This window comes from Amycolatopsis sp. NPDC051372 (genome assembly GCF_040682095.1).
GTDB lineage: Bacteria > Actinomycetota > Actinomycetes > Mycobacteriales > Pseudonocardiaceae > Amycolatopsis.
The window spans coordinates 55,274-72,267 of record NZ_JBFBAF010000047.1 but is presented as its reverse complement, the minus strand read 5'-3'; the positions used below and the strand labels follow the sequence as shown (position 1 = coordinate 72,267).

Annotated in this window: 17 protein-coding genes; 5 read left to right on the top strand and 12 right to left on the bottom strand. The window is 71.3% G+C overall.

The window, feature by feature from the left end; translation table 11 throughout:
- Window positions 1-165: 165 nt before the first annotated feature.
- From AB0M56_RS45495 to AB0M56_RS45445, 11 genes are all read right to left on the bottom strand, one after another.
- The gene (locus AB0M56_RS45495) at window positions 166-1,107 is read right to left on the bottom strand and encodes a D-2-hydroxyacid dehydrogenase family protein (RefSeq protein WP_364188385.1); all 942 of its coding nucleotides are present in this window, start codon (window positions 1,105-1,107) and stop codon (window positions 166-168) included.
- A gap of 19 nt (window positions 1,108-1,126) precedes the next feature.
- Entirely contained in the window at window positions 1,127-1,756 is a 630-nt protein-coding gene (locus AB0M56_RS45490) for an HAD-IA family hydrolase (RefSeq protein WP_364188382.1), read from the bottom strand.
- Window positions 1,753-3,030, bottom strand: coding sequence for a GrpB family protein (locus AB0M56_RS45485; RefSeq protein ID WP_364188379.1), 1,278 nt, complete (start codon window positions 3,028-3,030; stop codon window positions 1,753-1,755). Before AB0M56_RS45485 ends, AB0M56_RS45490 begins: the two co-directional genes overlap by 4 nt.
- Window positions 3,031-3,095: 65 nt before the next feature.
- Window positions 3,096-3,959 carry a shikimate dehydrogenase gene (locus tag AB0M56_RS45480; protein ID WP_364188376.1) on the bottom strand — a complete coding sequence of 288 codons (864 nt, stop codon included), beginning with the start codon at window positions 3,957-3,959 and terminating at the stop codon, window positions 3,096-3,098.
- Window positions 3,946-5,436 (bottom strand): endolytic transglycosylase MltG, encoded by a 1,491-nt coding sequence (gene mltG, locus AB0M56_RS45475; protein ID WP_364188373.1) that lies wholly within the window; start codon window positions 5,434-5,436, stop codon window positions 3,946-3,948. The genes AB0M56_RS45480 and mltG overlap by 14 nt, the downstream gene beginning before the upstream one ends.
- A 782-nt stretch (window positions 5,437-6,218) precedes the next feature.
- Window positions 6,219-6,719 carry a Holliday junction resolvase RuvX gene (ruvX, locus tag AB0M56_RS45470; protein ID WP_364188370.1) on the bottom strand — a complete coding sequence of 167 codons (501 nt, stop codon included), beginning with the start codon at window positions 6,717-6,719 and terminating at the stop codon, window positions 6,219-6,221.
- Window positions 6,709-9,372 carry an alanine--tRNA ligase gene (alaS, locus tag AB0M56_RS45465; RefSeq protein ID WP_364188367.1) on the bottom strand — a complete coding sequence of 888 codons (2,664 nt, stop codon included), beginning with the start codon at window positions 9,370-9,372 and terminating at the stop codon, window positions 6,709-6,711. Before alaS ends, ruvX begins: the two co-directional genes overlap by 11 nt.
- Before the next feature lie 106 nt (window positions 9,373-9,478).
- Window positions 9,479-9,781 (bottom strand): hypothetical protein, encoded by a 303-nt coding sequence (locus AB0M56_RS45460; protein ID WP_364188365.1) that lies wholly within the window; start codon window positions 9,779-9,781, stop codon window positions 9,479-9,481.
- On the bottom strand, window positions 9,778-10,173 hold the full coding sequence (locus tag AB0M56_RS45455; protein ID WP_364047556.1) for a DUF948 domain-containing protein: 396 nt from the start codon (window positions 10,171-10,173) through the stop codon (window positions 9,778-9,780). Before AB0M56_RS45455 ends, AB0M56_RS45460 begins: the two co-directional genes overlap by 4 nt.
- Before the next feature lie 179 nt (window positions 10,174-10,352).
- Window positions 10,353-11,210 (bottom strand): NAD(P)-dependent oxidoreductase, encoded by an 858-nt coding sequence (locus AB0M56_RS45450; protein ID WP_364188362.1) that lies wholly within the window; start codon window positions 11,208-11,210, stop codon window positions 10,353-10,355.
- Between the two features lie 50 nt (window positions 11,211-11,260).
- Complete coding sequence (locus AB0M56_RS45445; RefSeq protein WP_364188360.1) at window positions 11,261-11,812, bottom strand: cupin; 552 nt, start codon at window positions 11,810-11,812, stop codon at window positions 11,261-11,263.
- Between the two features lie 222 nt (window positions 11,813-12,034).
- Between AB0M56_RS45445 and AB0M56_RS45440 the strand changes: the two genes are divergently transcribed.
- The 3 genes from AB0M56_RS45440 to AB0M56_RS45430 are packed head-to-tail and all read left to right on the top strand — an operon-like array spanning window position 12,035 to window position 13,304.
- Complete coding sequence (locus tag AB0M56_RS45440; RefSeq protein ID WP_364188357.1) at window positions 12,035-12,598, top strand: PadR family transcriptional regulator; 564 nt, start codon at window positions 12,035-12,037, stop codon at window positions 12,596-12,598.
- Entirely contained in the window at window positions 12,595-13,155 is a 561-nt protein-coding gene (locus AB0M56_RS45435; protein WP_364188354.1) for an ATP-binding cassette domain-containing protein, read from the top strand. Before AB0M56_RS45440 ends, AB0M56_RS45435 begins: the two co-directional genes overlap by 4 nt.
- Entirely contained in the window at window positions 13,110-13,304 is a 195-nt protein-coding gene (locus AB0M56_RS45430) for a hypothetical protein (RefSeq protein ID WP_364188351.1), read from the top strand. Before AB0M56_RS45435 ends, AB0M56_RS45430 begins: the two co-directional genes overlap by 46 nt.
- 211 nt (window positions 13,305-13,515) lie before the next feature.
- On the opposite strand, the gene AB0M56_RS45425 is transcribed toward AB0M56_RS45430, so the two are convergent.
- Window positions 13,516-14,898 (bottom strand): replication-associated recombination protein A, encoded by a 1,383-nt coding sequence (locus AB0M56_RS45425; protein ID WP_220238431.1) that lies wholly within the window; start codon window positions 14,896-14,898, stop codon window positions 13,516-13,518.
- A 124-nt stretch (window positions 14,899-15,022) separates the two neighbouring features.
- Here AB0M56_RS45425 and AB0M56_RS45420 point away from each other — a divergent pair, with 124 nt between their 5' ends.
- Both AB0M56_RS45420 and AB0M56_RS45415 read left to right on the top strand, forming a co-directional pair.
- The gene (locus AB0M56_RS45420) at window positions 15,023-15,727 is read left to right on the top strand and encodes a TetR/AcrR family transcriptional regulator (RefSeq protein WP_364188348.1); all 705 of its coding nucleotides are present in this window, start codon (window positions 15,023-15,025) and stop codon (window positions 15,725-15,727) included.
- 40 nt (window positions 15,728-15,767) lie between these two features.
- Complete coding sequence (locus tag AB0M56_RS45415) at window positions 15,768-16,976, top strand: cytochrome P450 (protein WP_364188345.1); 1,209 nt, start codon at window positions 15,768-15,770, stop codon at window positions 16,974-16,976.
- The last annotated feature ends 18 nt before the right edge of the window (window positions 16,977-16,994 follow it).

Below are 16,994 nucleotides of genomic sequence, written 5' to 3'. Positions count from 1 at the left end.
TTGCGGCCGGCGACGTGTTGTCAAGGCACGCTTTCCCGCCTTGACAACACGTCACCGGCCGTCAACACAATCCAGCTTCGGGGTGCACCCCCCACCGCAACACGCCCCGCGAGGCCCAAGAACCCACACCCCCACCGCAACCCGCCCCGCGAGGCCCCAAACCCCTCACCCCATAACGCGAATCGGCTCCCCAGCCTGAAAAGCCGCAATATCCTCCACCGCATCCCGGTAGAAGATCTCGTAGGTTTCGCGGCTGACGTAGCCCACGTGGGGCGTGAGGATCACGTTGTCGAGGCCGCGGATCGGATGGTCGGCGGGCAGGGGTTCCACGTCGTACACGTCGAGCGCCGCGGCCGCGATCTTCTTGTCCCGCAAGGCGGCCAGCAGCGCGGCCTCGTCGACGATCGGGCCGCGTGAGGTGTTGACCAGCAGCGCGGACGGCTTCATGCGGGCGAGTTCGGGGGCGCCGACCAGGCCGCGGCTGCGGTCGGACAGCACCACGTGCACCGACAACACATCACTACGCTCGAACAGCTCTTCCTTGCCGACAGCCGTCACCCCGTGTTCCGCGGCCTTCTCGGGCGTCAGATTCGGGCTCCACGCGATCGTCTCCATCCCGAACGCCTGCCCGATCTTCGCCGAAGCACTCCCCAGGCGCCCCAGCCCGAGCAGGCCCAGCGTCTTCCCGCTCAACACGGTCCCGACCCCGACCTGCCACCCGCCTTCCCGCATCGACCGCACATCCGCCGGCAGGTTCCGCGCCGCGGCCAGGATCAACGCCCACGTGTGCTCCAGCGTCGGCGGGCCGAGGTAACCCGTCGCCGACACGACGACCCCGTTGCGCTTCGCCGCGGCGACATCGATCGCCGCGTTGCGACGGCCGGTACTCACCAAAAGGCGCAAATCCGGCAGTCGATCGAGCACCTCCGCCGGAAACCGCGTGCGCTCACGCATCGCCACGGCGACGTCGAAACCGGCCAGCTTCCGGACCACGTCGTCGGGGCCGGTGAAGGCCTCGGTGAAGACCTCGATGTGGGCGCCGAGAGAGTCCCAATCGGCGTAGCTGAGCGCGACGTTCTGGTAGTCGTCGAGGATCGCGATCTTCATGCGCCCCACCGTAGTCCGCTCACGCGCGCAGAACAGCGTCCACCCGCAAGCCGGCGCCGGACCAGCGGATCCCGGCCAGGTCCTGGACCACGGGCGAGTCCAGCGCGCCGCGGCCCACGCCCACGACGGCGGCGGGGCCAGCCGCCACCGCCGCGGCGAGGCCGTTGCCGCTGTCCTCGAAGATCGCGCACTCCTCGATCGGTACGCCGACCCGCCGCGCGCCGAGCAGATAGCCCTCGGGGTCCGGTTTGCCCCGCGACACGTCGGCGGCGGTCACGACCACGGGCGCGAGCGGCAGGCCCGCGGCGGCGAGCCGGGCTTCGAGCAACGGCCGCGACGCCGACGTGACCACGGCCCAGTTCCCCGCCAGGCTCGCGAGCAGCTCGGCCGCGCCGGGGATCGCGACGGTGGTGCCGGCATCGCCGATCTCCAGCTCGTCGATCCAGCGTAGGCCTTCGCCGGCTTGGGCTTCGGGCAGGTACATCCGCACCGTCTCCGTGGACCGGCGGCCGTGCACCCCCTCGAGCACGGCCGCCGGGTCCAGCCCGTGCTCTCGCGCCCACCGCGTCCACGACCGCTCGACCGAAGCTGTGGAGTCCACCAGCACCCCGTCGACGTCGAACAGTACCGCACGGCATTCCAGGATCATGCTTCTCCTGCCACACAACGGAAGTACAGGAACCGGGGCTTCGTCCGCAGCCCCTTCGCGATCCGCGGGTCGGCCTCGTCGGCCTCGGCCACGGGCATCGGTTCCACCAGCCCGTCGACGGTGAACCCCGCGGCGCGCACCGCGGCGAACGTCCAGCTGAGCGGCCGGCGGTAGAACTGCACCGCTTGATGGTTGGATCCGAGCACGAACTCGTCGTCAAGCAGCTCGGTTTCGAAGTAGTTCTCGCGCTCGAACCAGTGCCAGTCCTCGCCGGGGTGGTGCACGGAGAACACGAGCTGTCCGCCCGGGCGCAACACGCGGTGGAATTCGCACAACGTCGGTCCGAAATCCTCCAGGTAGTGGAGGACAAGGGACCCGGTGACGACGTCGATCGAACCGTCCTCAAGGGACAGTGTCTTCGCGATGTCCGCGACCTCGAACTTCGCCAGGTCACCGAACTCCTTGCGCGCCAAGGAGATCAGGCCTTCGCTCACGTCGACACCCAGCACGTCGGCACCGCGGCCGGCGAGCAACGCGCTCAGGTGACCCGCCGCGCACCCGACGTCGAGCACCCGTTTGCCGGCCACGTCACCGGCCAGCTCCACGATCGCCGGGCGGTCGTACAGCGCATTCGTGACGCTGTTCGCCGCGTGCTCGGCGTAGGCCAGGCTGAACCCGTCGTACTGCGCCGTTTCGAGTCGCGCGGCGCGAGCGCGGCCGACGATCTCGTCGATGACCTCGCTCTTGGCGTCCGCGTAGTGCTGGATGTAGGTCCAGGTTTTCGCAGCCAGTGTGCGTTTCTTCGCAAGGTATGTCGCCAGCTCTTCAGGATGTGTGCGCATCCGATCACGGAAGAGCAGGTATCGCTCGGTCTGGCCGTTGCCCGGGGAATGGACGTGGAGGTTGACCTTCGGGTCGGTCCCGGTGAAGCAGCGGTGCTTCTCCCAGTCCGGCTCGCGGATCACGAGCCGGTAGCCGGCGGCTTCGAGCGCCGGCACGTAGGCGTCCTCGTCGCCGGAGTCCGGGACTTCCAGCAGGATGTCGATGATCGGCTTGGCGGCGAGGCCGGGAACCGAAGTGGACCCGACGTGTTCGAGCAGCACCACCTTCTCCCCCAGCGCTGTGCGGATTCGCTCAGCTTCGCGTTCGAACAACACCGGCCACTGTGAGTCGTACTCGGCGAGGGTCACCGTGGTGTCGAGGCACGGCGGCTCGTCGACCCAGGACGCGCGGATTTCGTCGTCGGTGTGCGGCTGCTGGCTCGTGGACGGCATGGACCCCCCCTGATCAACGGCGAATGGGCAGTCGGCCAGAATAGCGACTCGGCCGCCGGCGCGCCTCAGGAAATCGGCAGCGGCAGGATGTCCCCGGTCGCCGCCCGCAGGGCAGCCCGCATCTCCTCACGCGGCGCGGGCCGGCCCGTGAAGTGTTCCGCCTGGCCGAACGCCTGGTGCAGCAACATGTCCAGCCCCGTCGCGAGCCGGCCACCGCGAGCGGCGACGGCTTCGGCCAGCGGCGTCGGCCACGGGTGGTAGATCACGTCCAGCACGCTGGGCACGCCCGCGAGCGCGGAGACCTGAGCCAGCACCGCCTCCGGTGGCACGGTGTTCACCAGCACAGCCGTGCGCGCCGACAGCGCCGGGAAGTCCACTTCGGACCACCGGAGCACCTCGACGTCGAGGCCCGCGCTCTTGGCCGCGTCGAGCGTCTCCCCTGCCCGCGCCGGTTCCCGCACCACGAGACTCGCGGACGCCACGCCCAGTGCGGCGAGCCCGACCACCGCGGCCGCCGCCGTCCCACCGGCACCGAGCACCACCGCCCGGTCACCTGGCGAAGGCGTGTACCCACCCGCGGCCCGCAGTGCGCCCGTGACGCCGTCGACGTCGGTGCAGTCGGCGAGCCAGCCGCCCTCGACGCGCACCAGCGTGTTCGCCGCACCGACCGCCGCCGCGCGCGGCGTGACCTCGGCCGCGTGGTCGAGCGCGCGGCGCTTGCCCGGCATCGTCACCGACAGGCCGACCCACTCGGGGCCGAGCCCGTCGACGAACCCGGGCAGCTCGTCGGCGCCGGTCTCCACGCGCTCGTACGTCCAGCCCGTGAGCCCGAGCGCGTCGAACGCCGCGCGGTGCAGCACCGGCGAAAGCGAGTGCTCGACCGGCTTGCCCAGCACCGCGGCCTTGCGGGGCCCGTCAGAAGACGCCACGGGAATGCGCCAGATCAATGTTCTTGTTGTGGTCGGTCAGCGTCGAGGCGAAGCAGGAGTGCCCGTCCTTCTCGCACTTCACGAAGTACAGCTCGTCGCCGTCCGGCGGGTCGAGCGCCGCCTTGATGGCGTCGGTGCTGGGCACCCCGATCGGGGTCGGCGGGAGACCGTAGTTCAGGTACGTGTTGTACGGCCCCGGAGCTTCTCGATCCGCCTTGCTCGTGAGCAAGGTCGGTTTGTCGACCACGTAGTTCACGGTCGAGTCGAAGCCGAGTCTGATCTTCTGGTCGAGCCGGTTGTAGATGACCCGCGCGATCTTGGGGAAGTCGGGGGTGATCGCCTCGCGCTCGATGAGCGACGCGACGATCAGCGTCTGGTACGGCGTCTGCTTGGGCCCGGTGCTCTGGGCACTCAAGCCCGCGGCCTGGATGGCCGAGGCCGACTGCTTCACGATGTTCGTGATCAGCTCCGACGCGGTCCAGCCCGGTTTGACGTCGTAGAGGCCCGGCGCGATCAGGCCTTCGATGCGCTTGTCCTTGCTCAGGGCCTTCTGCGCGGGGTCCACCGCCCAGTCGGGCACGCCGAGCGTCTTGAGGTCGGCGTCCGCGACGGTCTTGCGCAACGCGTCCGTGGAGACGCAGGTGCTCTTGCCGTCGAGCTCGGCGCACGAGGCCTTGGAGATCAGCGAGTAGACACCCGGCGCGACCTTGTCGCCGGGCTGCTTCACGTCGTCGAGCTGCATGTACGGACGGATCTCCAGCCGGCCGACGTGCGCGGCCGGCGAGGTGATCAGCGACACCGCGCTCTCGCCGGACATGTGCTGCTTGAGCAGGTAGTAGCCCTGCTGGATCCGGCTCAGCGCGGTGTTCTCCGCGCCGGCCTTCACGAACGCCGAGGTGCTCGCGACGACGCCCGCGTCCACCAGCTTGCCGCCGATCGCCGAGGTGGTGTCGCCGTCTTCGACCTGGATGAGCGCGCTGCCTTCGCCGGTGCCGTCAAAGTCGTTGTAGCCGAAGATCTTCTGATAGCCGTAGTACGCGCCGCCGGCGAAGACCACGAGGACCAGCAGCGCCGCGACCCAGCCCAGCGCGCGCTTGCTGCGCTTGCGCTTCTTCTTTTTCTTGGCGGGCGCGGGTTCTTCGGCGTACTCCTCGTCTTCGTACTCGGCGTCCTCGTATTCGCCGTACTCCTCGTCGTCGTACGCCTGGTCGTACTCGCCGTCTTCGCGGTACTCGTCGTCGTAGTCGTCGTCGCCGAACAGATCGTCGAGCTGCTCACGCTCCTGCGGCGCCGAGTCCGGCACGGCCGGGATCACGTCGGTCGGGTGCTCGACCGGCTGCGGCCTGCGCCTCGGCGACGGACCCGGCCGGCCGAGCCGCGGGTCGGGCGGCGTGGAGCCGTCGGGCGGGCCGGCGAAGCGCGGGTCGGGCGGCATCGAACCGTCGACGGGACCGGCAAAACGGGGGTCGCGAGGCATGGAGCCGTCAGGCGGGCCGGCAAACCGGGGGTCCGGCGGCATAGAGCCATCGACCGGGCCGTTGAACCGCGGGTCGGGCGGCATCGAACCGTCGACCGGGCCGGCGAAACGCGGATCCGGCGGCATCGAACCGTCCACAGGACCGGCAAAACGCGGATCCGGCGGTATGGAGCCATCGACCGGGCTGGCGAACCGCGGGTCCGGGGGCATGGAGCCGTCCGGAGGGGCGGCGGGGCGGCGGAGCGGACGCGAAGGGCCGGGGTCGCCGGGCAGCGGCAGGTCACCGGTGTCCGAGCGCGGACGGCGGCGCGGGGGTGCCGGAGGCACCTCGCCCGGCTCGGCCCGGCGACGGCGACGCGGCGCGGCGGGCGGCGGGCCCGGTGGCGGAGGCGGCATGTCACCAGCACCCCGCGGGTCACCGGACGGCTGCGGCAGATCGCCATGGCGGGGGTCACCCGAAGGCTGCGGCTCGGGCGGAGGCACGTCGGCGGGATCGCGCCGACGGCGACGGCCGGTGGCGGGCGGTGGGCCCGGCGGAGGGGCTTGCGGAGGAGGCGGCACCTCGTCCGAGGTCTCGCGACGGCGCCGTCGGCCGCCGCTCGACGGGGGCGGCGGGGCCTCGTCGTACGGCTCGGGCGCGGCGTGGTGGGAACGCGGCGGCAGCTCGTGGGCGCCGGACGGGGGCGGCGTCCGGCGGGCGCGCCGGGGCCCGCCCGGCGGTGGGGTGCCGGGATCGCGCAACCGTCGGCGGCCGCCTTGGTCCTCGGGACCGCGGGGCTCGGTCATGACTCGCCTTTCCGGGCGCGCTGCGCGGCGGCGGCGTCGAGCCAAGCCTGCAGGATCTCGACGGCGGCGGCCTGGTCGACCACCGCCCGCTGCTTGCGTCCCTTGACCCCCCGCTGGGACAGCATTCGGGACGCCGTGACCGTCGTCAACCGTTCGTCGGCGAGGCGCACCGGCACGTCGCCGACCCGCGTGACCAGCTTGTCGGCGTACTCCACCGCGATCTGCGCGGCGGGTCCGGCTCGGTTCGCCAGTGTCTTCGGCAAGCCCACGATCACCTCGACCACCTCGTGTTCGGTGACGAGTTCGGCAAGCTTGTCCAGATCGCTGTCGTCCTTTGCATCACGGGAGAGGGTAACGAGCGGGCTCGCGAGGATGGGGGCGGGATCGCTCAGCGCCACCCCCACCCGGACAGACCCGACATCGACCCCGAGCCGCCTGCCGCGGCCCGGATCGGATTCACCGGGCCGATCCGGACCCCGCCGGGAGCTAGCGGCCAACGCCGGCGACCGCCGCACGCAGCGCCTCGACGGCCTGCTGCGCGCCGGCCGGGTTGCTGCCGCCACCCTGCGCCATGTCGGGCTTGCCGCCGCCGCGGCCGCCGATGGCCTCGGCGAACGACGGCACGAGCTTGCCCGCCGCGATGCCCTGGTCGCGCGCCGCGGCCGTGGTCGCGACGACGAACGCCACCTTGTCGCCCGACGGCGCGAACAGCGCCACCACGCCGGGCCGGTCGCCCAGCCGGCCCCGGACGTCGGACGCGAGCGCCCGCAGCCCGTTGCCGTCGACGTCCGGCACGACCTCCGCGACCACCGACACGCCGCCGGCGTCGTGCGCCTTGTCGGCGTGCGCGCCCGCCGAGCCGAGCACCTGCTGCGTGCGCAGCTGCTCGATCTCCTTCTCCGCGTTCTTCAGCCGCGAAAGCACGTCCTCGATGCGACCCGGCAGCTGGTCGGTGGGCACCTTGAACGTGTTCGCCAGCTGCGACACGAGCAGCTGCTCCTTGCGCACGTGCTTGAGCGCGTCCGGGCCGACCAGCGCCTCGACGCGGTGCACCCCCGACCCGATCGAAGAGTCGCCCACGAGCTTCACCAGGCCCAGCTGGCCGATGCGGTCCACGTGCGTGCCACCGCACAGCTCGCGCGAGTAGTCGCCCATGTCGACCACGCGCACGTCGTTGCCGTACTTCTCGCCGAAGAGCGCGACCGCGCCCAGCTCGAGCGCCTTGTCCTTGGTGGTGATGTAGCTCTGCACCTCGACGTCGGTCTGCAGGTAGTCGTTCACCTCTTCCTCGACCTCGGTGAGGATGTCGGTCGACACCGAGGCGGGCGTGGTGAAGTCGAACCGCATCCGGCCCGGCGAGTTCAGCGAACCGGCCTGCGCCGCGCGCTTGCCGTAGGCCCCGCGCACGGCCGCGTGCACGAGGTGCGTCGCCGAGTGCGAACGCTCGATCGACAGGCGCCGCGCGCCGTCCACCGAGCCGGTGAGCTCGGTGCCGATGCCGACCTCGCCCTCGGCGACCTCGACGCGGTGCACGAACAGACCCGGCACGACCTTCTGCACGTCGAGCACGTTGATCTTGACGCCGTCGCCGAGCAGCACGCCGATGTCTGCGACCTGGCCACCGCTCTCGGCGTAGAACGGCGTGCGGTCGAGCACCAGCTCGGCCTTGTGGCCCGCGGCGACGCTGCGCACCGGCTGCCCGTCTTCGAGCAGGCCGACGACCTTCGCGGACGCCTGCAGGTCCGTGTAGCCGAGGAATTCGGTCTCGCCGTTGCGCTCCAGCAGCTTGCGGTACTCCGACAGGTCGCCGTGGCCGTGCTTGCGCTGCGCCGCGTCGGCCTTCGCCCGGGTGCGCTGCTCTTCCATGAGCGTGCGGAACCCGTCCTCGTCGACGGTCAGGCCCTGCTCTGCCGCCATCTCGAGGGTGAGGTCGATCGGGAAGCCGTAGGTGTCGTGCAGCTGGAACGCCTTGTCGCCCGCGAGGAGGTCGCCCCCGGACTTCTTCGTCTCGGCCGCCGCGAGGTCGAAGATGCGCGAACCGCTGGTGAGGGTGGCGAGAAACGCCTCCTCCTCCACGCGCACGACCTCGGAGATGCGGTCGAAATCCGTGACGAGGTTCGCGTACGTCGGGCCCATCGTGTCGCGCACGACCTCGGCGAACGCCTGCAGCACCGGCTCCTGCACGCCCAGCAGGCGCGTGGAGCGGACGATGCGGCGCAGCAGCCGGCGCAGCACGTAGCCGCGGCCGTCGTTGCCCGGCGTCACGCCGTCGCCGATCAGCAGCACACCGGTGCGCGCGTGGTCGGCGATCACGCGGAAGCGGACATCGTCGGTGTGGTTGGCACCGTAGCGCCGGCCCGAGAACTCCTCGGCGCGGCCGATCACCGGGCGGACGAGGTCGGTCTCGTACACGTTCTCGACGCCCTGCAGGATCGTCGCGACGCGCTCGACACCCATGCCGGTGTCGATGTTCTTGGCCGGCAGGTCACCGAGGATCGGGAAGCTCTTCTTGCCCGCACCCTCGCCCCGGATGTTCTGCATGAACACCAGGTTCCAGATCTCGATGTAGCGGTCCTCGTCCGCGACGGGCCCGCCCTCGCGGCCGTACTCGGGGCCGCGGTCGTAGTAGATCTCGGAGCTCGGTCCGCACGGGCCGGGGATGCCCATGGACCAGAAGTTGTCCTCCATGCCGCGCCGCTGGATGCGCTCGGACGGCAGGCCGGTCAGCTTGCGCCACAGCCCCGCCGCTTCGGCGTCGTCCTCGAACACGGTCGCCCAGATCCGGTCGGGGTCGAGCCCGTAGCCGCCCTCGGACTGCGGCCCGGTGATCAGCTCCCAGGCCAGCTCGATGGCGCCTTCCTTGAAGTAGTCGCCGAACGAGAAGTTGCCCGCCATCTGGAAGAACGTGTTGTGCCGCGTCGTCTTGCCGACCTCGTCGATGTCGGGCGTGCGCACGCACTTCTGCACGCTGGTCGCGCGCGAGTACGGCGGCGGCGCCTCACCGAGGAAGTACGGCTTGAACTGCACCATGCCGGCGTTCACGAACAGCAGGTTCGGATCGTCGAGGATCAGCGAGGCGCTGGGCACGCGGGTGTGCCCCTTCTCCTCGTAATGGCGCAGGAATCGTTCGGTGATCTCGTGTGTGTCCACGGGTGTGTCCTCGGGCTGGGGTCCGCGCACCGCTCGGCGCGAAGATCGGACCGGGAAAAGGGGGAGGCGGCGACGGCGGAAAGCACTGCTCGCAGACGCGAGAAGGTCAGCCTTCCGCCCGGCGAGCTCGCCGGACCGGGCGCGCGGCGGCGTGCCGGCCCGCGCCACCCGGCGGCGCGGTGTAGCCGGTCCGTTCCTCGACCATGTCGTGCAGCTCCTGCTCCCGTTCGCTCATCCCGGCGCGCACCTCGGCGCCGAACGAACCGACGGCGCCGGCCAGCTCGCGCACGGCCTCGCCCAGGTTCGATGCTAACCCCGAGGGCGTGGCCTGACGAACCGTTTCGCCGGCCTTGCGGGTGAGCGCGACGCCGGCGAGCACGCCGACTCCGAGCCAGAACAGACGCTTCACTTCTTCCTCCGGCGAGCGGGTCGCTGGGCCTTCGCTTCCTGCTTCTTGCGGCGCGCTCGGATCGCCTTGCTGATCCCGTAGGACAGCGCGGCGGTCTTCACGAGCGGGCCGCCGAGGGTCGCGGTGAACACCGAGGACAGGGCCGAGACGTTGCCCGTGACCGCCTGCGCGTTGGCGGTGATCCCGTCGACGCGCTCCAGCTGGGTGTTCACGTGCGTGATCGTCTCGTTGGCGCCCAGCAGGATCGGGTCGCTGTTCTCGTGGGCCTTGCGGATCGCGATCGTCGCCTCGTCCAGCGTGCGGCCGAGCTTGAGCAGCGGGATCGCCAGCAGCAAGACCAGCACCACGAATGCTCCTGCGGCGATCAGCGCGGCGATCTGCCCTGCCGACACGGGCCCTCCTCGGGGTTGCACGGGTCTTCGGTGTCAGTGAGGTTACCGCCTGGCCAGCCGTTCGGCGGTGTCGCCCCGCCGGTCGGTCACTCAGCGCAGCCGAACCGGTTCCGACCTGCGGTTGTGCGCCACACGGAACCCTCCACCGGGCGAGTCGGCGGAGGGTCCGGTGGAGGTGATCAGTCGTCCTGCTTGGCGACCGCCCGGTACAGCACCGCCATGTCCTCCTCGCCGTGGCCGGCGTCGACGGCGGCCTGCAGGTGGGCGAGCGTCGCCGCGGCCCCGGCCACGTCGACGGCGTCTCCCGCGGCCTCCACCACGAGCCGCGCGTCCTTGGCGGCCATCGCGGCGGGGAAGCTCGTGGGGTAGTCGCCCGAGAGCATGAGCGGGCCCTTCATGCGCGCGTAGCCGACGTCGAAGCCGGTCCCCTCCATCACGTCGAAGAACAGCTGCGGGTCGACGCCGAGGGCTCGGGCGAGCGCGAGGCTCTCGGCCGTGCCGTTGGTCAGCGCGAGCACCCAGGCGTTCATGACGAGCTTCAGCCGCGTGGCGGTGCCCGGCTCGGTGCCCAGCCAGCGCGTGCGCGAACCGACAGCGTCGAAGATCGGCGCGGCGGTCTCGTGCACGTCGTCCGGCCCGGCGGCCAGGACCTGCAGCTGCGCCTGCTCGGCGGGGACCTTCGTGCCCATTACCGGGCAGTCGACGAACACGACACCCGCCTTCTCGGCGGCCTCGGCCAGCGTGGCGATCCACTCCGTGCCGACCGTGCTCATCTGCAGCCAGACCGTGCCGGCCTTGACTTCCGCGGCGGCGAAGACCTCGGCGACCGTGGGCCCGTCGGACAGCATCGTGACGAGGACGTCGGCGCCCGCCGCGGCTTCGGCCGGGGTGTCCGCGACCGCGGCGCCGTCGGCGGCCAGCGGCTCGGCCTTGCCACGCGTGCGGTTCCACACGCGCAGCGAGACGCCGGCGCGGACGAGGTTGGCGGCCATCGGATGGCCCATGATTCCGGTGCCCAGGAAAGCGACAGTGGTCATGGCCCCATCGTGCCCGTCGGCACCCCGGCCCGCAGGCAGGGTCGGTGCCGTCAGTGGCTCAGCGCGGGCCAGGTCGACGCCCGCCCGGCCACCAGCTCGTCGAAGCCGGGGAACCCGGTGGCGCGCAACGGCTCGGCCGACGGCATCCGCGAGCCCGACGCCGGGTGGCGCACGCGGATGGTCACGTGACCGGGGTTCGAGCCGCCGTCGTGCCAGTGGCGGGTGTGCGCCGGGATGCCGAGCAGGTCGCCGGGCTCGCCCAGCACGGCGTGGACCTGGCGGCCCGCGTGCAGGTACCAGACGGCGGAGCCGGTCACGAAGAACCGGTCCTCGTCGCGCGGCAGGCTGCGTTCGGCCGCGCCGAAGTCGCCCGTCAGCACATCGACGGCGTGGTAGCCCACGGCCGTGGTGCGCGAGTCGATGCGGTCCTGGAAACGGGCGAGCACCTCGGACTCACTGGCGCCGGGCAGCGGCCCGTCCACCGGCCAGCGGCCGAACTCGATCCCGATGCGGGCCAGCTCGGCCGTGATCGTCCCCGGGTCTTCGGTCCTCAGCAGCACGTGCCCAGGCTGGTCGTCGGGCCACACCGTCAGCAGCGTCATCGCCACCCCCTCCGTCACCGGGAATCAACCGGCCTGACGGCCGGACATTCCCACTCCCGCCGTTATACGGAAGAACGTGGCGACGTTCACGGGAGTTTCGCCGAGCGGGATCGAAGGGGGAACCAACACTGCCCTGGCGGGGCAGATGATCACTCCACGTGCGGTGAGCTGCGCAAACTCGACTATACTCTGCGAGTATACCTGGCATGTATAGTCGTCGGCGTGTCGATCAGTCACGCTCTGCTCGGGCTGCTTGAGGCCGGCCCGCGCCACGGCTCCGACCTCAAGCGGACCTACGACGAATGGTTCGGCCAGGACCGGCCACTGCGCTATGGGCAGGTCTACTCGACGTTGTCGCGGCTGTTGAAAAACGGGCTCGTCGAAGCCGCGGGTGTCGATGCCGGCGGCGGGCCGGACCGCAAGCGCTACACGATCACCGACGCGGGGATCACCGACGTCGAGACATGGCTGCGCACGCCGGAAGAGCCGGTCGCGCACCTGCAGAACATCCTCTGCACGAAGGTCGTGCTCGCACTGCTGTCCGGCCGCGACGCCGCCGACGTGCTCGACGTCCAGCGCGCCGAGCACCTGCGCGTGATGCGCGAGCTGACCCGGCGCAAGCGCGCGGGCGACCTCGTCGACGCGCTGATCGGGGACTACGCCCTGTTCCATCTCGAAGCCGACCTGCGCTGGCTGGAGCCGGCCGCGGCCCGCCTCGACCGGCTCGCCGGGAGGCTCGCCGCCACGCACGCTTCGCACGGATCACCCGAGGAAGGGCAAGCATGAACGCTTCGGCCGAATGCACGGAGGTGCTGCTGCGCGGGACGGGGCTGACCAAGTCGTTCGGCGCGACGCCGGCGCTGGCCGACGCGAGCGTCGCCATCCACACGGGGGAAGTGGTCGCGGTGATGGGCCCGTCGGGCTCGGGCAAGTCGACGTTGCTGCACTGCCGCGCCGGGATCGTCGCGCCGGACCTCGATGCGCCGCACGATCATCGAACCGCTCGGCGTGGTCCGCGACAGCAAGCCCGCGCGAAGGCGGGTGTGGTGGCGGGTCGTGCCGACAGCACCGGCGAACTGCTCACCGCCGACCGGAAGTCGTTCGCGACCGTCCGCAGTGGACTCGACGCGGCGTCGCTGTTCACCTTGCTGCTGGCCGGGGTCAGCATGCGGGTGCTCGCGCTGGAACAGGTCCGCGAACGCGCCGCCCGCTGGCCCTGCTCGCCGCGGCGGGCGCGCCGAGGTCGGTGCTGGCCAAGTCGTTGCTGTGACAGACCGCCGTGTCGCTCGTCCTGGCGGTGCTCGCCGCGACCGGCACGGGCATCGGCCTCGCCACCCTGGTGACGCGCCTGCTCGGCACGTCGGTGACCGTCGACTGGGCCACCATCGCCGCACTCGCCGGCACCTGCGTGGCCCTGGTCTTCCTGGTGACCGCCCTCGCGCTGCCCGCCCTGCGCACCGCCATGCGGCCCGACTCCATCCGGACCGAGTGAGTCTTACTGCCGCTCGTCGCGAAAGGTGCTGGGCACGCGCTCCGCGAGCAAGCGTTCGCCCCCCTGGCGACCCGGAGGCCCGACACACCGACGCCATTCGGCTCGACCACCGCCGCCGAGCTCGCCCGAAGTGGCTCCGCTCCTGACCGCCCTCGCCCTGCCCGCCCTGCGCACCGCAATGCGGCCCGGCTCCATCCCCACCGAGTGAGTCCTACTGCCGCTCGTCGCGAATGGTGCGGCGCAGGCGGGGCACGCGCTCGGCCAGGGGGCGTTCGCCGCCGCGTTGGGTGGGTTCGTAGTAGTCGCGGCCGACGAGTTCGTCCGGCGGGTACTGCTGGGCCAGGACGCCTTCAGGGACGTTGTGCGGGTAGCGGTAGCCCTGCGCGTTGCCGAGTTTCTTGGCGCCCGCGTAGTGGCCGTCGCGCAGGGGCGGGGGCACGGTGCCGGCCAGGCCGGCGCGGACGTCGGCCAGGGCGGCGTCGATCGCGGTGACCACGGCGTTGGACTTGGGCGCCGTGGCGAGGTGGATGGTCGCCTGCGCGAGGGCGAGGCGGCCTTCGGGCATGCCGATGAACTGCACGGCGTGGGCGGCCGCCACCGCCGCCTGCAGTGCGGTCGGATCGGCCAGGCCGACGTCCTCGCTCGCGTGGACCACGAGCCGCCGCGCGAGGAAGCGCGGGTCCTCCCCCGCTTCGATCATGCGGGCCAGGTAGTGCAGCGCGGCGTCGACGTCGGAGCCTCGGATGGACTTGATGAACGCGCTGATCACGTCGTAGTGCTGGTCGCCGTCGCGGTCGTAGCGCACGGCGGCCTTGTCCACAGTGGACTCGACGGTGGCGAGGTCGATCGTCTTGGCCTCGGTGGCCGACGCGGCGTCGGCGGCGGCCTCCAGCGCCGTGAGCGCACGGCGCGCGTCGCCGCCGGCCAGGCGCACGAGGTGGTCGCGCGCCTCGTCGGTCAACCTGAGCGAGCCGCCCAGGCCGCGTTCGTCGGTCAGCGCGCGGTCGAGCAGCTTCACGATGTCCTCGTCGGTCAGCGGGCGCAGCTGCAGCACCAGCGACCGCGACAGCAGCGGGGACACGACGGAGAACGACGGGTTCTCGGTCGTCGCGGCCACCAGCAGCACCGTGCGGTCCTCGACCGCGCCCAGCAACGCGTCCTGCTGCGTCTTGGAGAAGCGGTGCACCTCGTCGATGAACAGCACGGTGTTCTCGGCGTTGTACTGCCGGCGCCGCCGCGCCTCCTCGATGACGCCGCGCACCTCCTTGACGCCCGCCGACAGCGCGGACATCGCGACGAACCGGCGGCCCGTCGCGATCGAGACGAGGTTCGCGAGCGTGGTCTTGCCCGTGCCCGGCGGACCGTAGAGCAGCACGGACGCCGGCGCGGCCCCCTCCACGAGGCGACGCAGCGGGGCGCCCTCGCGCAGCAGGTGCTGCTGCCCGACCACCTCGTCGAGCGTGCGCGGCCGCATCCGCACGGCCAGCGGCGAGCTCGCCGGGTCGGCCTGCGGTTCGGCCGACGAACCAGCTCGCGTCGGTTCCGGCGGCGGCCCCAGGTCGGGGTTCACCGTGAAGAGTTCGTCCTGTGCCACACCGTTGACGTTAACCGACCACCCCGACAACTTCGCTTGCCCGGCCCGCGTACCCGCGCTACCGTTGACCCCGTGACCAGATGAGCAAATCCGGTCACATGGTCAACGATCAAGGGAGACGAAGGTGCCGGACGAGCCGAACCGCGACCGCGCGGACCGGATCCTCGACGCGGCGGCCGAGCTGCTGGTGCGCTGGGGCTCGCGCAAGGTCACGATCGAGGACATCGCGCGCCGCGCCGGCATCGGCAAGGGCACCGTCTACCTGCACTGGCGCACCAAGGACTCACTGTTCGGCGCGTTGCTGATGCGCGCTTCGGTGCGGCTGCTCGAAGCGTCGGTGGCCGAGCTGCGCGCCGACCCGCACACGGTCGTGCCGCACCGCTACTTCCGCTCGACGTTCCTGCTCACGACGCGAGACCCGCTGCTGTCGGCGATGCTCGCGAACGACACGGAGCTGCTCGGCGACTACGCGATCAGCGCGGCCGAGACCCAGCGGGAGGCCGCGGAGGCGGTCGAGCGCACCTTCGAACTGTTCCTCGGCAGCGGCCTGCTGCGCGGCGACATCCCGGACGTGCGCTTCGCGCTCGGCGCTGCCTCCAGCGGGTTTTACCTTTACGGCAACATCAATCCCGAGTTCGCGGACACGCCGCTCGAGGCCAGGGCCGACGCGCTGGCCCGCGTGATCCGCGCCGCCTTCGAACCGCCGGGCGAACCCGACCCGGGCACGGTCGAGAAGGCGGCCGACGAGCTCCGCACGGTGTTCGAGGCCTACGCCTCGGCCGCCCGCGCGGTGATCTACCCGGGGAAACCCACCACCGGCGCCGGCTGATCCCGGCCCGTCCGTGAAGACAGATTGGGGCTGTCGCACCATGAGCACCGCACTTCCCGAAGCCTGGACCATCCACAAGGAACAGTTCTGGCTGCGGGGCCACCGTCCCGAAAACCCCGTGGAGTTCAAGCCCGAGCTGGGCACGTGGAACGTCTACGGCCACCCGGAGGCCCACGAAATCCTGTCCGACCCGGCCACGTTCTCCTCCGACACCGCACGGCTGCTGCCCGAGAAGACCCTTGGCGACACCAAGGAGCTCTCGGCCGGCAACCTGCTCCAGCTGGATCCCCCGCTGCACAACAAGATGCGCAAGCTCGTGAGCCGCGCCTTCACGCCGAAGGTCGTGGGCGACCTCGAGCCGCGGATCGCCGAACTGACCCACGAACTGCTCGACGAGGCCGCCGGGCGCGACCACCTCGAGCTCGTCGCCGACCTCGCCTACCCGCTGCCGGTGATCGTGATCGCCGAGCTGCTCGGCGTGCCGGCGAGCGACCGCCACCTGTTCCGCGAGTGGGTGGACCGGCTGTTCGAGAGCCCGGAGCAGTTCTCGCTCACCGACGACTCCGAGGAACAGCAGCAGCGGCTGAAGGAACAGCTGGCCGTGAGCCGCAAGTTCACCGACTACCTCGGCGAGCACGCCGACGAGCGCCGCCGCAACCCGCGTGAAGACCTGCTCACCAAGCTCGTCGAAGCGGAGGTCGACGGAGAACGGCTCACGCGTTCGGAGATCGTGAACTTCGCCCAGGTGCTGCTTCTGGCTGGGCACATCACCACCACGATGCTGCTGGGCAACACCGTGCTGTGCCTCGACGCGTTCCCCGAGTGGGACGCCCGCGCGCGCGCGGACCGATCGCTGCTGGCGCCGGTGATCGAGGAGTCGCTGCGCTACCTGTCGCCGTTCGGGGCCGTGGCGCGCGTGACCAACCGCGAGGTGACGGTCGGCGGCACCACGATCCCGGCCGACCAGATGCTCATGGTCTGGGTCGCCGCGGCCAACCGCGACCCGCGCGTGTTCGCCGAGCCGGACTCGTTCGACCCGACGCGCGAGGACATCACCCACGCGCACCTGGCGTTCGGGCGCGGCATCCACTTCTGCATCGGCGCGCCGCTCGCGCGGCTCGAAGGCCGCACGGCGCTGAACATCCTGCTCGACCGCTACCCCTCGCTGCGCACGATTCCCGGTGAGCCGCCGGCGTTCCAGCCCAACCCGGCGATGACGGGTGTGACCAAGCTGCCGCTCTCGGTGTAATCCGTTGCGCCACCGGCG

What these genes read in the sequence shown, in the direction of transcription:
- AB0M56_RS45415 (WP_364188345.1), top strand. Translation starts at nt 15,768, where the DNA reads ATGAGCACCGCACTTCCCGAAGCCTGGACCATCCACAAGGAACAGTTC.
- AB0M56_RS45490 (WP_364188382.1), bottom strand. Translation starts at nt 1,756, where the DNA reads ATGATCCTGGAATGCCGTGCGGTACTGTTCGACGTCGACGGGGTGCTG.
- AB0M56_RS45495 (WP_364188385.1), bottom strand. Translation starts at nt 1,107, where the DNA reads ATGAAGATCGCGATCCTCGACGACTACCAGAACGTCGCGCTCAGCTAC.
- AB0M56_RS45435 (WP_364188354.1), top strand. Translation starts at nt 12,595, where the DNA reads ATGAACGCTTCGGCCGAATGCACGGAGGTGCTGCTGCGCGGGACGGGG.
- mltG (WP_364188373.1), bottom strand. Translation starts at nt 5,436, where the DNA reads ATGCCTCGCGACCCCCGTTTTGCCGGTCCCGTCGACGGTTCGATGCCG.
- AB0M56_RS45485 (WP_364188379.1), bottom strand. Translation starts at nt 3,030, where the DNA reads ATGCCGTCCACGAGCCAGCAGCCGCACACCGACGACGAAATCCGCGCG.
- AB0M56_RS45450 (WP_364188362.1), bottom strand. Translation starts at nt 11,210, where the DNA reads ATGACCACTGTCGCTTTCCTGGGCACCGGAATCATGGGCCATCCGATG.
- AB0M56_RS45445 (WP_364188360.1), bottom strand. Translation starts at nt 11,812, where the DNA reads ATGACGCTGCTGACGGTGTGGCCCGACGACCAGCCTGGGCACGTGCTG.